Origin of the sequence: Enterococcus canis NBRC 100695 (genome assembly GCF_001544375.1) — a bacterium.
In the GTDB taxonomy this organism is placed as follows: Bacteria; Bacillota; Bacilli; order Lactobacillales; family Enterococcaceae; genus Enterococcus_H; species Enterococcus_H canis.
Genome location: NZ_BCQJ01000009.1, coordinates 19418 through 34444 on the forward strand (window position 1 = coordinate 19418; position 15027 = coordinate 34444).

The 15027-nt window shown below is 44.0% G+C and carries 13 protein-coding genes, 1 pseudogene and 2 riboswitches; of the genes and pseudogenes, 9 read left to right on the top strand and 5 right to left on the bottom strand.

Features of this window, described 5'->3' with window-relative positions:
- Positions 1-68: 68 nt before the first annotated feature.
- Positions 69-2084, top strand: a pseudogene (gene metG / locus ECA01S_RS11400) (methionine--tRNA ligase); the annotation flags it as partial.
- Positions 2085-2171: 87 nt separating this feature from the next.
- On the opposite strand, the gene ECA01S_RS11405 reads toward metG, so the two are convergent.
- Complete coding sequence (locus ECA01S_RS11405; protein ID WP_067395566.1) at positions 2172-2741, bottom strand: hypothetical protein; 570 nt, start codon at positions 2739-2741, stop codon at positions 2172-2174.
- A gap of 136 nt (positions 2742-2877) precedes the next feature.
- Here ECA01S_RS11405 and ECA01S_RS11410 point away from each other — a divergent pair, with 136 nt between their 5' ends.
- The 4 genes from ECA01S_RS11410 to ECA01S_RS11425 all read left to right on the top strand — a co-directional run bounded on the left by ECA01S_RS11410 (position 2878) and on the right by ECA01S_RS11425 (position 5909).
- The gene (locus tag ECA01S_RS11410; RefSeq protein WP_067395569.1) at positions 2878-3651 is read left to right on the top strand and encodes a TatD family hydrolase; all 774 of its coding nucleotides are present in this window, start codon (positions 2878-2880) and stop codon (positions 3649-3651) included.
- Complete coding sequence (gene rnmV / locus ECA01S_RS11415) at positions 3644-4207, top strand: ribonuclease M5 (RefSeq protein ID WP_067395572.1); 564 nt, start codon at positions 3644-3646, stop codon at positions 4205-4207. The genes ECA01S_RS11410 and rnmV overlap by 8 nt, the downstream gene beginning before the upstream one ends.
- Positions 4204-5076, top strand: coding sequence for a 16S rRNA (adenine(1518)-N(6)/adenine(1519)-N(6))-dimethyltransferase RsmA (gene rsmA, locus ECA01S_RS11420; RefSeq protein ID WP_067395575.1), 873 nt, complete (start codon positions 4204-4206; stop codon positions 5074-5076). The genes rnmV and rsmA overlap by 4 nt, the downstream gene beginning before the upstream one ends.
- A gap of 242 nt (positions 5077-5318) precedes the next feature.
- Entirely contained in the window at positions 5319-5909 is a 591-nt protein-coding gene (locus tag ECA01S_RS11425; protein ID WP_067395578.1) for a hypothetical protein, read from the top strand.
- A gap of 85 nt (positions 5910-5994) precedes the next feature.
- Here the strand turns inward: ECA01S_RS11425 and ECA01S_RS11430 are convergent, their stop codons facing one another.
- On the bottom strand, positions 5995-7104 hold the full coding sequence (locus tag ECA01S_RS11430; RefSeq protein WP_067395581.1) for an ABC transporter ATP-binding protein: 1110 nt from the start codon (positions 7102-7104) through the stop codon (positions 5995-5997).
- A 142-nt stretch (positions 7105-7246) separates the two neighbouring features.
- Between ECA01S_RS11430 and mgsA the strand changes: the two genes are divergently transcribed.
- Together mgsA and ECA01S_RS11440 are read left to right on the top strand one after the other, a co-directional pair.
- A complete protein-coding gene (gene mgsA, locus ECA01S_RS11435; protein WP_067395583.1) occupies positions 7247-7669 on the top strand; it encodes a methylglyoxal synthase in 423 nt (140 codons plus the stop codon).
- Positions 7670-7768: 99 nt separating this feature from the next.
- A riboswitch (THF riboswitch) is annotated at positions 7769-7867 on the top strand.
- Positions 7868-7906: 39 nt separating this feature from the next.
- Positions 7907-8437 carry a folate family ECF transporter S component gene (locus ECA01S_RS11440; RefSeq protein ID WP_067395585.1) on the top strand — a complete coding sequence of 177 codons (531 nt, stop codon included), beginning with the start codon at positions 7907-7909 and terminating at the stop codon, positions 8435-8437.
- Between the two features lie 183 nt (positions 8438-8620).
- Here the strand turns inward: ECA01S_RS11440 and ECA01S_RS11445 are convergent, their stop codons facing one another.
- The 3 genes from ECA01S_RS11445 to ECA01S_RS11455 all read right to left on the bottom strand — a co-directional run bounded on the left by ECA01S_RS11445 (position 8621) and on the right by ECA01S_RS11455 (position 12462).
- On the bottom strand, positions 8621-8839 hold the full coding sequence (locus ECA01S_RS11445) for a hypothetical protein (RefSeq protein WP_067395587.1): 219 nt from the start codon (positions 8837-8839) through the stop codon (positions 8621-8623).
- A gap of 8 nt (positions 8840-8847) precedes the next feature.
- A riboswitch (SAM riboswitch) is annotated at positions 8848-8942 on the bottom strand.
- 75 nt (positions 8943-9017) lie between these two features.
- Positions 9018-10751, bottom strand: coding sequence for an ABC transporter ATP-binding protein (locus tag ECA01S_RS11450; RefSeq protein WP_067395589.1), 1734 nt, complete (start codon positions 10749-10751; stop codon positions 9018-9020).
- A complete protein-coding gene (locus tag ECA01S_RS11455; protein ID WP_067395591.1) occupies positions 10744-12462 on the bottom strand; it encodes an ABC transporter ATP-binding protein in 1719 nt (572 codons plus the stop codon). Before ECA01S_RS11455 ends, ECA01S_RS11450 begins: the two co-directional genes overlap by 8 nt.
- Positions 12463-12569: 107 nt before the next feature.
- Between ECA01S_RS11455 and ECA01S_RS11460 the strand changes: the two genes are divergently transcribed.
- Together ECA01S_RS11460 and ECA01S_RS11465 are read left to right on the top strand one after the other, a co-directional pair.
- Positions 12570-13379: a putative ABC transporter permease gene (locus ECA01S_RS11460; protein ID WP_067395594.1), complete on the top strand. Its 810-nt coding sequence runs from the start codon at positions 12570-12572 to the stop codon at positions 13377-13379.
- A gap of 408 nt (positions 13380-13787) precedes the next feature.
- Entirely contained in the window at positions 13788-14933 is a 1146-nt protein-coding gene (locus ECA01S_RS11465; RefSeq protein WP_444542297.1) for a 3D domain-containing protein, read from the top strand.
- The last annotated feature ends 94 nt before the right edge of the window (positions 14934-15027 follow it).

A 15027-nucleotide genomic window follows, 5' to 3' on the forward strand; every position in this document is an offset into this window, starting at 1 on the left:
GAAACTGCCAGACGATTGTGGTATACTGTTTAGGAATACCATCATGTAGATGATTTTTTAAGGAGGTTTTTTCTGTTATGACACAGAAAGAAACATTTTACATTACAACACCGATTTATTACCCAAGTGGGAAATTGCATATCGGCAATTCTTATACAACAATCGCCTGTGATGCTGTTGCGCGTTATAAACGCTTGATGGGCTTTGATGTTTTTTATTTGACAGGTGTGGATGAACACGGTCAAAAAATCGAGAAAAAAGCGGAAGAATTAGGGGTAGCGCCTCAAGAATATGTAGACCGCATGGCAGCTGACGTCAAAAAATTGTGGAAAACACTGGATATCAGCTATGACAAATTTATCCGGACAACGGATGATTACCATCAAAAAGGGGTTCAAAAGATTTTTGAACGTTTATTGGCCCAAGGAGATATCTACCTAGGTGAATATGAAGGCTGGTACTCTGTGTCTGATGAAGAATTTTTCACAGAAACACAGTTAGCTGAGGTCTACCGCGACGAAGACGGCAAAGTCATCGGCGGGAAAGCGCCAAGTGGTCACGAAGTGGAATTAGTAAAAGAAGAGTCTTACTTCTTTAAGATGAGTAAATACGCGGATCGTTTATTGGCTTACTACAATGAACATCCAGAATTTATCCAACCAGAATCTCGTAAAAATGAAATGATCAATAACTTCATTAAACCAGGTTTGGAAGATTTGGCTGTTTCACGGACAACTTTCAGCTGGGGAATTCCAGTACCGCGCGATCCTAAACACGTAGTCTATGTTTGGATCGATGCGTTATCTAACTATATCACGGCATTAGGCTATGGTTCCGATGATGATACGTTATTCCAAAAATACTGGCCGGCAGATGTGCACATGGTAGGGAAAGAAATCGTTCGTTTCCACACGATTTACTGGCCTATCATGTTGATGGCGTTAGAATTGCCATTACCGAAAAAAGTTTTTGGTCACGGCTGGCTGTTGATGAAAGACGGCAAAATGTCGAAATCAAAAGGGAACGTGGTTTATCCGGAAATGCTAGTAGAACGCTACGGCTTAGATGCGCTGCGTTACTATTTACTGCGAGCAGTACCATTTGGTAGTGACGGCGTCTTTACACCAGAAGATTTTGTGGCGCGGGTCAATTATGACTTAGCCAATGACCTAGGCAACTTATTGAACCGGACGGTGGCCATGATTAACAAATATTGTGATGGCTTGGTACCTAACTATGCATCACTAGTCACACCGTTTGACAGTGAATTATCCACAACGGCCGCTAACGTTATTAGCCGTTACCATGAAGCCATGGAAAAAATGGAATTCAATACGGCCTTGGCCGAAATCTGGACGTTGGTCTCTCGCGCCAATAAATATATTGACGAAACAGAGCCTTGGGTTTTAGCTAAAGATCCCGAGAAGAAAAAAGAATTGGATAGCGTGATGGTCCACTTGGCTGAAAGCCTACGGATCGTTGCAATCTTATTGCAACCAATCATGACCCAAACACCAGCTAAAATCTTTGAACAATTAGGGTTAGATATTGATAGCTTGAATATGACACAGATTCACTTTGGTGAATTCCCTTCCGGCACGAAAGTTGTCAGCAAAGGGACTCCAATCTTCCCACGTTTGGAAATGGAAACAGAAGTGACCTACATCCAAAAACGCATGGCAGAAGGTGTTGGCGATGTCAAAGAAGAAATCAAATGGGATCCAGAAGAAACTGAACTAGTTTCGGTGAAAGAAAAACCGATCAAATTTGAAGACTTTGATAAAGTGGAATTAAAAGTCGCTGAAGTTATCGACTGTCAGAAAGTCAAAGGCGCTGATAAATTATTGCAATTCCGTTTGGATGCAGGCGACCCACAAAATCGTCAAATCCTTTCAGGAATCGCCGAATTTTATCCAGATCCAAGCGATTTGATTGGGAAGAAAGTTGTCATCGTGGCGAACTTGAAACCACGTAAAATGCGGGGACAAGTCAGCCAAGGCATGATTTTGTCAGCTGAATTCGATGGTAAACTACAAGTGATCGAAGCACCGAAAAATGTACCAAATGGTGCGGTTATCGGCTAATAGATGAAAAGACCCGTGAGTCTGCTCGAAGGAGTAGTCTCACGGGTCTTTTAGCTTGTTAAGCTAAGCGTGTTAATAATGTTTGGTTCAGCGCCGAGGTGCTCGTTTGGAGTAGTTGGTAACAGGCGGTTTCCGCCAACGAGCCTTGAGGCGTTTTGGTAAAAACAAGGTGACAATTACAAAGGGACGCTCTAATAGATACCAGCAAAACTGCCGTGAAGGTAAACGTAACAGAGCGAAGTGAGCGAGAAACATACCCGCTGCGACGATTAATAGAATCAGCCACGTTGCAATGGGATGAAACGCCCGCCAAGTACCTAAAATTAGCGGTAGCCCGTAATAAATACTACTTACCGCAAATAAGGTAGCATCTGTGCGCAGCCGCAAAAGTGCTACAACCATTGTGATGATTGTAAAAACTAAGGCTAAGGGCGGGAACCAAGCAATCAAGAAAGCTGTCAGTGTGCCCCATAGCAATAAGCCTGGACCTTGAACAATTCCCATCACTAAAGCTAAGCCTAATAAGACCACGAGTTGGCCCCACAAAGGGACGTATAGCAATAAACCAAACAGTCCCACCATCAACCAGTGACTTTTCGATTTTGGACCGCGCTCAGTCGCCAATGAATTCGCAAAACGTTGTGCCAATTTTTCCACAGGATCCCATCCTTTCTTACAACTACAAAAATTGTAGAATAAATGAAAAGAAATTGCGTCCGTCTTAAGACGGGTCTTTTGGAGGAGAAAAGGGCACGTGATTGTGGTAAAGTAAGGATTGAAAGGAAGGATAGACATGATTTTTGATTCCCATACTCATTTGAACGCGGAACAATTCAATGATGATATCCCAGAAACAATTGCCCGTGCCCGTGAATTAGGGGTAACGAAGATGGCAGTGGTGGGATTTGATACACCTACGATTGAAAAATCGCTGATTTTAAACGAAACCTATGAAGATATTTACAGTATTATCGGCTGGCATCCCACAGAGGCGGGGAGCTATACGAAGGAAATTGAAACGGATCTTGAGGCAAAATTGACCCGTCCAAAAGTTGTTGCCTTAGGGGAAATCGGTTTGGACTACTATTGGATGGAAGATCCTAAAGACGTACAAGACCGGGTTTTTCGACGCCAAATCGCGATTGCGAAAGAACACCAGCTTCCTATTAGCATCCATATGCGCGATGCTATTGAAGACACTTATCGTGTACTAAAAGAAGAGGATGTTCGCGATATTGGCGGTATTATGCACAGCTTCAGCGGCGACCCTGAATGGGCAGCCCGTTTCTTAGATTTAGGGATGCACATTTCCTTTAGCGGCGTCGTAACCTTTAAAAAAGCCTTGGATGTACAAGCGGCAGCTCAGCAAGTGCCTTTAGACCGTTTACTCGTGGAAACAGATGCGCCTTATTTAGCACCAGTTCCTTACCGCGGCAAACGCAACGAGCCGGGTTATACTCGCTATGTGGTAGAAAAAATTGCGGAATTACGAGAACTGCCGCTGGAAACGGTGGCACAACAAACGTGGGACAATGCCCATCGCTTGTTTAAACTAGCTCATGACTAAGCCTAAAATTGCTGAAATCATTGTCGTTGAAGGTAAAGACGACACTCGCCGCTTGCAAGAAGTGGTGGAGGCGGATACGATTGAAACGATTGGCTCCGCCATTGATGAAGAGATTTTGATGCAGATTGAGCATGCCCAAGAAACCCGTGGTGTGATTGTATTTACCGATCCAGATTTTTCCGGTGAAAAGATTCGTAAAATTATTATGGAGGCTGTGCCTGATGCTAAGCATGCCTTTTTACCGCGAGGTGAGGCAGTGCCGCGCCGTCGTGGTAGCTTAGGGGTGGAGCACGCCAGTGACGCGTCGATTTTAGAAGCTTTGCGAAAGGTTGTTACACCAGCCACGGAAGATTTTCCGGAGATTCCTAGACAAAGCTTATTCGACTATGGTTTAATGGCAGGGACAGATGCCAAATTGCGGCGTGAAAAGCTGGGGGATGAGTTGCGGATTGGCTATACGAATGGTAAACAACTGCAAAAACGCTTGCGGATGTTCCATATCACCCCTGAAGAATTGCAGATAGCAATGGCAAAAGTAATGGAGGATTTAGAGTGAAAGATATCGCGACACCCTCGCGCACACGCGAAATACTAAAACAACACGGCTTTTCTTTTAAGAAGAGCTTAGGGCAGAATTTTTTAACAGAACCAAATATTCTGCATAAAATCGTAGAGACAGCGGCGATTGATGAACAGACCAATGTTATCGAAGTTGGCCCCGGGATTGGCGCCTTAACGGAATACTTAGCACGAGCGGCTCATGAAGTCATTGCTTTTGAAATCGATGATCGTCTGATCCCCGTCTTGGCGGATACTTTGGCGCCTTACCCCAATGTCACGGTTATCCATCAAGATGTGCTGAAGGCCAATTTAACAGAACTACCACAAAAGTTTTCGCAACAGTTGCCGATTAAAGTAGTGGCAAATCTGCCTTACTACATCACGACCCCGATTATGATGCATTTTCTAGAATCTTCGTTGGAAGTCAGTGAAATGGTGGTCATGATGCAACGGGAAGTAGCGGACCGCATTTCGGCTAAACCAGGGACCAAGGCTTATGGCTCCTTATCTATCGCTGTGCAGTATTTTATGGAAGCTGAAACAGCTTTTATCGTGCCGAAGACGGTGTTTGTACCACAGCCTAATGTGGATTCGGCTATTTTGAAATTAACACGCCGGGCAACACCAGCAGTTGCGGTAACCAATGAAAAAGCCTTTTTCCGTTTAACAAAAGCGGCCTTTCAACTACGCCGCAAAACATTATGGAATAACTTGACCCATGCTTATGGAAAAGATGAAGCCACCGTTGCTTGGTTGAAACAAGCTTTGGCAGAGGCGGAGATTGACCCCTCACGCCGGGGTGAAACGTTATCATTAGAAGAATTTGGCCGCCTAAGTAACGTGATGGAAGCCACTAAGGCGTAATTAGAAACTCGTTTAGAATGCTACAGTCAGTTTAATTGACTAGGCAGTCTGAACGAGTTTTTTGATAGCAAGGGCTAAAATTTACGAGAATTCCTCCCTTTACCGGTCATTTTCATACAATTATGAAAAAACACAAGAAAAATTCGTAAAAGCGGGCAATGTGTCTTGACACCTTATACAAGATTCTCTACAATGAAGGGCATAGAGAAGGTGTCTTGACACCTCGACTGAGGAGGAAGAAAATGAAAAGTGTACGACAGTTAACCATATCTGCTTTACTAATTGCGATGGGGATTATCATTCCCATGGTGATGCCGCGAGTGACGGTACCACCAGCATCTTTCACATTAGCGAGTCACGTACCAGTCTTTATTGCCATGTTCTTTTCACCAGCGATGGCTGTGTTAGTTTCATTGGGGACAGCGTTTGGGTTCTTTTTATCCAGCACGCCAATTATTGCGTTGCGGGCCTTATCCCACGTCGTCTTTGCGGTAATTGGGGCCATCTATCTGCAAAAACGTCCGACTACTGTTTTATCACAGCCTAAATTCCAATTGTTTAATGTCTGGATTGCGATCTTGCATTCTGCAGTGGAATTAGTAGTAGTCAGTGTCTTTTTCTTGATGGGCAATATGCCAGATACGTATTATGACCAAGGCTATTTGTATTCTGTCTTCTTATTGATGGGGATTGGTGGGATTATCCATAGCTTAGTAGACTACAACATTGCCTATTTCTTGGCAAAATCTCTAAGCAAGCATTTCGATATTCCGGTGTTCAAAGCGGCCAAAAAAGCCGAAGTTACAGAGGATACCAAAGCACGTTTAGCATAAAACAGGACGCAAAAAGAGCATTGCAGCTGCAATGCTCTTTTTTAATATTCCGTCTGTAAACAGACTAGAAAAGGGGGACCGATAATTAAGGAAGCTTGATCACATTTTCAGTTTCTGGATCGAAGAAGTGTCCTTTATTGATATTAAAGGCTAATTCAACTACTTCGCCAGGACGGTGGAAGTCACGGGCGTCTACTTTTGAAATAAATTCAGTATCGCCAATCTTCGTATACAACATACTTTCCGCACCTAGTAATTCAGAAACGACCACTTCAGAACGAACTACTGCTTCAGGAGCAGCTTCAAGTGCTACTTGTTCACTATGGATGTCTTCTGGACGAATCCCAAAGACAACTTCTTTACCTTCGTAGCCTTTTTCACGCAAGATTTTATTTTTACCTTCTGGAATACGTAATTCTAAGCCATGACCATCACGGATCACGCCATCTTGTAAAGTAACACGGAAGAAGTTCATCGCTGGTGAACCGATAAAGCCGGCTACAAACATATTAACAGGTGTATCGTACACTTCTTGTGGTGTACCGATTTGTTGAATAAAGCCGTCTTTCATGATAACGATCCGGTCAGCCATTGTCATAGCTTCTGTTTGGTCGTGGGTTACGTAGATAGTAGTAGTTTCTAAGCGTTGGTGCAATTTGGCGATTTCGGCACGCATGGCAACCCGCAATTTTGCATCCAAGTTTGATAAAGGTTCATCCATTAGGAAGACTTTGGCATCACGCACGATGGCACGACCTAAGGCAACCCGTTGACGTTGTCCACCAGATAATGCGGCTGGTTTCCGTTGTAAGTAATCAGTCAAACCTAAGATGTCAGCGGCATTTTCAACGCGTTTTTTGATTTCAGCTTTGTCGTATTTACGCAATTTCAAGCCAAAAGCCATGTTGTCAAAAACGGTCATATGTGGATATAAAGCGTAGTTCTGGAATACCATGGCGATATCGCGGTCTTTTGGTGCAACATCGTTCATTACTTTGCCGCCGATAGATAATTCGCCTTCTGTGATGTCTTCCAAGCCGGCTACCATCCGTAATGTTGTGGATTTCCCACAGCCTGAAGGGCCAACGAAAACGATAAATTCACGATCGTTGATATCCAAGTTAAAATCAGTTACGGAATAACGTTCCGCATTGTCATATTTTTTGTACACGTGGCTAAGGGCCATTTCTACCATAATCATTCACTCTTTCTGTTTTGTTTTTTTATCTTGAGTTCAGTATAATGAAAGCGGTAACTAGTCACAATGGAAACTTGCACAAGAATCTAGGTGCTTTTTCGTCAAAGTGACAAAAACGCTTACAAGAGGAGTGGATAAAATGAAAATTGCCTTAATCGCCCATGACCGCAAAAAGGACTTAATGGTAAAAATGACGACGGCTTACCAGACTATTTTAGAAAAACATGAACTATTTGCGACCGGAACCACTGGGACACGTATCCAAGAGGCGACGGGATTGCCCGTCCACCGGTTTAAATCAGGGCCGCTAGGTGGAGATCAGCAGATTGGTGCAATGATTTCGGAAGACCGGTTGGACATGGTGATTTTCTTACGGGACCCTTTAGCGGCGCAGCCCCATGAACCAGATGTCACCGCCTTGATTCGGTTAAGCGATGTTTATGAAATTCCACTAGCAACCAATATTGGCACGGCTGAGATTTTGATTCGCGGTCTGGATGCGGGCTTTGCTGATTTTCGGGAGATTGTTCATGAAACGGATAATCGCCCGTTATCCGTCTAAATGCGAACGTTCGCTGGAAAATGAAAAGTTTCTGAAACCAAAAAATTGTATTGCGAATAGGCCTGTGCTATAGTTCAGGTAGGCTTTGTGCCTAAAAAAATCAGAGTAGGAAATAAAGCGTTAAGTGCTGAAAGGATGGGATGTTGCCTTTCGGACGAAGAACAATTTGTTCGCGGTTTTATTTTCGCATTCGCTGCATATTTTTTGTGTAGCAGCTCTTAAAGGAGATGCTAGGAAATGAAAAAATTAACAACCCGTTCTATGACCCTGATGGCTTTACTGATTGCGGTGATGGTGGTGACCGAACGCTTTTTTGCGGTGGACACACAATTTCTGCGCGTCAGTGCCACGTTTATTCCGGCAACACTAATGGGGGCCGTTTTTGGTCCGCTTTGGTCCGGTATTGGGAGTACCTTAGCTGACTTTGTCGGCATGGCACTCTTTCCGAAAGCCGCGTACTTTGTCGGTTTTTCGATCAATGCCTTTGTAACAGGGGCAGTCTATGGTTATTTTTATTACAAAAAGGAAATCACTTGGCGTCGGGTGATTATGGCGACTGTCTTGGTGACGGTTATTGTCCATCTGATTTTAACGCCAATCTGGCTAGCCTGGATGTATAATGTACCATTGAATAGCTGGGCAATCTGGACTCCGCGTCTAATTAAAAATGCGCTGATGCTACCGATTCAAATCGTCGTGACCTACTTTATGGGGAACTTAACGACGTTCAAACAACTTGTCTTAAGAGGGGCAGCCTCAACTAAATAAAAAAACGATCCCGCCATCCCCGGGATCGTTTTTTGTTACCTATAAAGTATTTACCTAAAACCAGTGGAAGAAATCCTCGGCATCTTGATAATCTTCCTCATCATCGCGGCGCCGTTGCTCTTCCTCTTCATGGATTTGCTGTTGCTCTAACTCTTCTTCATCCATTTGTTTTTCCTCCTCTCGTCACTGCTGGCCAGCTTTGTCTTTTCGGTAAGCTTCAAGGGAAATAATTTCCGCTTTGAAGTGGTGGGGATCAAAGCCTAATTCCTGTAACCGATTGGTGGTATTCGTGATGAGATAGCCCAGTCCAATAGAGTAACGACCTTCTCTGAGGGCCACTCGGTATTTGAGATATTTGTCTAGCAATTGTTCAACTTCAGCAGAACGTTTTTTATGGTTCATCTTTTTTCCTCCTATCTTTCCGTTGCGGCAGGATGGAGCACCTTGCATTAGCAGGTTGCTGAAACGTCATAGAGCCTGATCTCTCGGTTTCTCTTTATAGGTATCTTTATTATACCATTTTTAGAAAACGCTATCAAAAGTAAACTAAAAAACACCCGGTAGTTGCCGGGTGCGAAGCTTAATGTTGAAATTGTGCTTGGTACAATTGATAATAAGCGCCATGCTGGGCAATCAAGGTATCATGATCACCGACTTCTATGATTTTACCTTGCTCCATTACGAGAATTTTGTGGGCGGAGCGAATCGTCTGTAATCGGTGGGCAATCACGAAGCTAGTACGCCCCTCCATTAAGTTAAGAAAGGCTTTTTGGATAAATTGCTCCGTCATAGTATCTACAGAGCTAGTGGCCTCATCTAGAATCAAGAGCTTAGGTTGGCTAATGATGGTACGGGCAATCGTCAATAACTGTTCTTGTCCTTCTGATAAGGACAAGCCACTTTGACCTAAAACTGTGTCGTAGCCTTCAGGCAATTTCATAATGAAATCATCGATATAAGCAGCGCGAGCGGCGGCCCGCAGTTCTTCTTCTGAAGCATCCGGTCGACCGAACAAAAGATTTTCGCGAATGGTGCTTTCAAAGAGCCAAGGGTCTTGCAGAACCATGCCGAAGTTCTGACGCAGGCTGTCCCTGGTATAGCGGCGACTGTCAACGTCATCAATCAAGATGGCCCCTTTATCAGGATCGTAAAAACGCATCAAAAGGTTTACGATTGTTGATTTACCAGCGCCAGTCTTACCGACAATCGCCACTGTTTCACCAGGAGCCACCTGTAAACTAAAGTCTTCAATCAGCGGTTGTGTCGGTTGATAGGCAAAATAGACCTGTTGGAAGGTGACGGCACCTTGTGGCTGGCTTAAAACCAATGCGTCCGGTGCATCAGGTGTTTCGTCTGGCTCATCTAAAATCTCAAAAATCCGTTTTAAACTAGCGAAGGCCGTTTGAATTTGAGTAGAAATGCCGGATAAATCAATAAACGGTTTAGAGAATTGTGAAGCATAAATCAGAAAAGCCGATAGTACGCCTACTGTCACTTGTCCCCACCCAGCCACAATCAACAATCCGCCGACTAAGCCGAGACTTAGATAAGTGAGGTGATCGACAAAGCGCGATAAAGGATTCGTTAGGGAAGAGGCAAACTGTGCTTTTTGACCTTGGACATAGAGTGTTTGATTTGTCTCGGCAAAAGCTTGTTTGACGCGAGCTTCTTGTTGGAAAGCTTTAACCAGCTTTTGCTGCTGGACGTGCTCATTGATAAAACCTGATAAGTCGCCGACAATCTGCTGTTGGGCCCGAAAATTTTGCTGTGAGGCGCGAGCCACCAACCAATTGACGATGAAGATAACGGGGGTACTGACTAAGACCACCAGAGTGAGCCAACCGTTTAAATACAGCATGATGCCTAAGGCGAATAAAATTGTGGCAACGCCGGAGAAGACCTGCGCAAAGACAGCAGTGCAAGCAGTGGCGACATTATCCGCATCGTTGGTAAAACGACTGGCGATATTTCCGTGAGAAAACTGGTCAAAGGTACGAATCGGCAGCTGATCCAACTTGTAGAAAAGGTCGCGTCTGAGGCGATGGCTAGCGCGGTAGGCAATTAAATTACTATTACGTTGAATAAACCATTGGCTAAGAGCATTGACGATAATCAAGCCTAACAGGTAGAAACAATAAGTGGTAATCTGCTGGAAATCGACTTTCCCAGGACCAACCATTTGATCGACAGAGCGACCAATCAAGAGAGTAATCAAAACCCCACTAATTCCGTTGATAGCGCCTAAAAAAGCAGTAGCACTTAATAATTTTGGTTCATGTAAATAGTGAAAGAAACGCCGGGTCAACTCATTCATGGTCGGCACCTCCTTGTGAAGCGGCTAGTTCTTGATAACCCGTGCAAGTGGCCAGCAGTTCCTCGTGGGTTCCTTTACCTAACAACTTTCCTTCCGCTAAATAGAAGATTTGATCGGCTGCCGTAATCGCGCTGATCCGCTGTGAGATAATGAAAATCGTGGTTTCTGGAAATGCTTGGCGCAAGCCTTGTCGTAATTGGAGTTCCGTTTGATAATCCAAAGCACTCAAGGCATCGTCTAAAACTAAGACGGCGGGTTTCCGAATCAAAGCGCGGGCAATTGTTAAACGCTGTTTCTGTCCACCTGAAAAGTTTAAGCCACCTTCAACAACTGGTGTATCAAGGCCCTCTGGCATGGTGCGGACGAAATCGGCCGCAGCTAGGTCGAGAGCTTGCCAACACTCGGTTTCCGTGGCGTCAGCTTTGCCCCACAATAAATTGGAACGAATCGTACCGCTGAAAAGGCTCGCGCCTTGCGGAACGTAAGCTAGCTGTTGACGTAAGGCAAAAGCCTCCCAATCCTCGATAGGTGTGTCATAAAAAGTAAGCCGACCTTCGGCTGTGTAAAAACGACCTAATAACTGCGTCAAGGTTGACTTGCCGCTACCGGTTGGCCCAGTGATGCCAATCAGCTGGCCTTTTTTCACGGTGAAGGAGAGGTCGGTTAAGGCATAGCCGCTTTTCTCGGTATAACGAAAATTGACGTGATCGAATTGATAAACGGTAGACGTGGGGGCAGGTGTTAAGCTACCATGACTTTCACTCTCGTCCACAGGTGTCGCTAAGACTTCAGAGACCCGTTGGACGGAGGCGTCTGCCCTTGTAAAAATTACAACCAGATTTGAGACGACAATCAGGGCTAGGAGCATTTGCGTCAAGTAGTTGATCAAAGCTAAAACTTGTCCTTGCTGCAGGTTGCCAATGGAAACTTGTTGCCCACCAATAGTCAACAGTAAAATGATACCGCCATTCATAATCAAACTGGTTAAAGGCGTTAATAACGCGGATAAGTTGGTCACATGGATTGCCGTGCGAGTCAGTTCTTCGCTAGTGGCAATCCCCTTTTGCGTTTCAGTCTTTTTCCGCGCAAAAGCGCGAATCACCCGAACACCATCGAGATTTTGCATCACGCGCTGATTTAATCCATCGAATTGCGTTTGCAGGCGGCGATATAACGGTACTGTCCACCGGGAAATCAGCCACATAATGACGGCAAAAAGAGGCAGTAGTATCGCGAAAAGGAGACCAGCCCGCCAGTCAATGATAAAAGCCATCACCACTGAGCCGATACTTAAAAAAGGTGCCCGGATCACCAGTCGAATCAGCATCGCCACTGCGGTTTGAATCTGATTGACGTCGTTAGTCAAACGGGTGATCAGCGTATCTGTGCCGAAGCGGTTCAACTGTCGGTAAGAAAGGGCGTTGATTTTGGCCATCATAGCGTTGCGCAAGTCCGTTCCATAGCCCTGCGAGGCAATGGAGGCATAGTATTGACAAATCAATACACAGACAAGTCCAATCAGCGAAAGGGCCAACATGCCGCCCGCGGCTTGTAAGACAACGCCGGTATCGCCCTTTTGGATGCCACTATCGACTAAATAAGCCATCAACATGGGTAATAACAGTTCAAAGATAGCTTCTAATAGCTTGAAAAAGGGTCCTAAAAATAATTGCTTACGGTAATTTTTGGTATAAGGTATTAGCTCTTTCATGAAACTCCTCCTCGCTGCCTATTGTACCTTATGGTGGGGCTTGGGAAAAGCTGGAAGGGGACTTTATCCGTTGCATTTGGTACACTAAAAGCAAAGGAGGTCCTGATATGGCAGAGTTTATAAAAATCGTGAATTTATTTTTTATCTATTCCTTTATTGGCTGGCTGTGGGAGACAATTTATTGCTCCATCAAGGCCAAAAAATTTGTGTACCGTGGTTTTCTAGCGGGTCCCTATTGTCCCATTTATGGGTTTGGCATTTTATCTGTTCTGTATTTTATTGAGCCATTCCGCTACAATCTAGTGCTATTATTCTTTCTCTCAGCATTTCTCGTGACGATTCTGGAATATGTGACGAGTTACGTACTGGAAAAACTATTCCATGCTCAGTGGTGGAATTATGATGATGTTCCCTTAAATATTAATGGACGGGTAGCCATACCGGTATCGATTTTCTGGGGTATCTGTTGCGTGGCAATCGTGCGCGTAGTACATCCCCGTATCATGATTTTTGAAAATTTCTTGGCACAACGATTTGGCATCATCTTACCAATTATTTTGCTGGTGATTATTACGGCGGATCTAATCTATACGCTAGTAAACATGACATCTTTCCAAAAAGTCGTGGGACAGTTAGCTACTACTATTGAAGAAAGTAAAACACGCGTCAGTCAAAATATTGATACCTTAAAAGAAAACTTGCAAGAAAAACGGACAGAGCTGGCAGCGTCCTTGGAGCAACGACCGGCTAATCGGTGGTTAGAAGAGCTGAAACGCAATCCAGACTGGAAAAAGGGGCTGCCTAAACTAAACTTTAATCAACGACGATTGTTGCACAACTACCCAAATGTTAAGATTCGCAACATCCAAAATGTAGATGAGTTGAAAACCTTGATCCGTAATTTACGAGAAAAATAACAATATGACCTGTTAGTAGCCAAATTCTGGTTATTGACAGGTTTTTTTATCAGGTTGAAACAAGTTAGAATAACCATAAAAGGGGGACTTCCTAGCAGTTTTTTAAAAGATTTTGTCACGTAAAACCAAAAACGATTAGAAAACTTTGTTATATTGAGAATCCCATCCCAAAATCAGCTATTTTCTGACAATTTTTGTAATAAAAAAGATATCGGAAAAATCGCGTCATAACACTATTTTTTCTGAAATGTTTAAGAAAATATTAAGGAATATTACAATGAAATCGATAATGCTTTACGATTTGTAACAAAATGTAATCTGCGTGAAATAAATAAAGCCTACTCCCTTAGTATAATAAGCAAAGGTGAAAAAGTAAGGGAAGGTGTATCTTCAGTGAAAGCAAAAAAAATGATGACGACGCTCATCGCGGCACTCGCATTGAATTTGTCGTTACCGATCTTTGCCAAGGCTGAATCGCTCGATACTATCAAAGAACAGGAAAGCCAGCTGTCTCGCCAAGGGGAAGAGATCAGTGTGGAAATCCAACTGGCGTTGAATGACGTGAACGAGAAATATCAAGCGATTGAAGACTTAAAAACAGATATTGCCAAGGCTGAAAAGAAACTTGCAACTTCTGAGAAACAAATCAAAGAAACCAAAGAAACCATCGCGAAACGTAAAGAAGTGGTGGCGGAACGGTTACAAGATATGCAGTTGAATGGCACCAATCAACGAACTTGGCAAACGCTCTTGGATTCGGAAAGCTTTTCCGATTTTATCGGACGGGCTTATGCCTTGACGGTCCTACAAGATGCGGAAAAGACCAAAATCGAGAGTCTATTCAGCGAAAAAGACAAGCTGGAAGGGCTACAAACAACGGTTAAAGAAACCAAAGCCAGCTTGGAAACGAAGGAAACAGAGTTAAGCGAAGAGGCTGTCAGCTTAGATGGAAAACTTTCCAACTTGAAACAACAGCTTTCAGACAATCAAGCAACCTTAACGCAATTAGCGGCTTCTCGTGAGGCAGAAGAAAAACGTTTGGCTGATGAAGCGGCGAAACAAGCAGCTGCTGAAAAAGCGGCGGCAGAAAAAGCTAAGGCAGAGGCAGAAGCACAAAAGGCGGAAAGTACGGAATCTTCAGAAGCAGCTTCTGAAAGCACGACTGAGACAACGGAAAAACCCGCAAAACCGACGCAGCCTGAAAAACCGGCTGAATCAGAAAAACCAGAATCAAACGATCATGATAATAGTAGTGAGCAACCGTCTGGTGGAAAAACACGGATGATGGAATCTACCGCTTACTCATGGCGTGAGGTTGGTGCGAGTCATTTGACTGCCACTGGCTTAGATCTTAGACAAACGTCAGCAGTTGTTGCGGTGGATCCAAGCGTGATTCCATTAAACACGATGGTCCAAGTTGAAGGATATGGTGTCGCAATTGCCGCCGATACTGGTGGAGCTATCAAGGGCAACATTTTAGATGTCCACTTTGACAGTGTGGAAAGATGTCATGTCTGGGGACGCCGTCAAGTAAAAGTAACGATTTTAGACTAACTAAGTGAACTGGAGCAGATTGCTCCAGTTTTTTTGTTGTTTAAAGGCCGCTTCTTTACTTTCAGCAAAGGGTTTGTTAGATTGGAGGTGAGGA

Coding starts and splice junctions, on each gene's coding strand:
- ECA01S_RS11410 (WP_067395569.1), top strand. CDS start 2,878: ATGATTTTTGATTCCCATACTCATTTGAACGCGGAACAATTCAATGAT.
- rnmV (WP_067395572.1), top strand. CDS start 3,644: ATGACTAAGCCTAAAATTGCTGAAATCATTGTCGTTGAAGGTAAAGAC.
- ECA01S_RS11425 (WP_067395578.1), top strand. CDS start 5,319: ATGAAAAGTGTACGACAGTTAACCATATCTGCTTTACTAATTGCGATG.
- ECA01S_RS11430 (WP_067395581.1), bottom strand. CDS start 7,104: ATGGTAGAAATGGCCCTTAGCCACGTGTACAAAAAATATGACAATGCG.
- mgsA (WP_067395583.1), top strand. CDS start 7,247: ATGAAAATTGCCTTAATCGCCCATGACCGCAAAAAGGACTTAATGGTA.
- ECA01S_RS11440 (WP_067395585.1), top strand. CDS start 7,907: ATGAAAAAATTAACAACCCGTTCTATGACCCTGATGGCTTTACTGATT.
- ECA01S_RS11445 (WP_067395587.1), bottom strand. CDS start 8,839: ATGAACCATAAAAAACGTTCTGCTGAAGTTGAACAATTGCTAGACAAA.
- ECA01S_RS11450 (WP_067395589.1), bottom strand. CDS start 10,751: ATGAATGAGTTGACCCGGCGTTTCTTTCACTATTTACATGAACCAAAA.
- ECA01S_RS11455 (WP_067395591.1), bottom strand. CDS start 12,462: ATGAAAGAGCTAATACCTTATACCAAAAATTACCGTAAGCAATTATTT.
- ECA01S_RS11460 (WP_067395594.1), top strand. CDS start 12,570: ATGGCAGAGTTTATAAAAATCGTGAATTTATTTTTTATCTATTCCTTT.
- ECA01S_RS11465 (WP_444542297.1), top strand. CDS start 13,788: ATGATGACGACGCTCATCGCGGCACTCGCATTGAATTTGTCGTTACCG.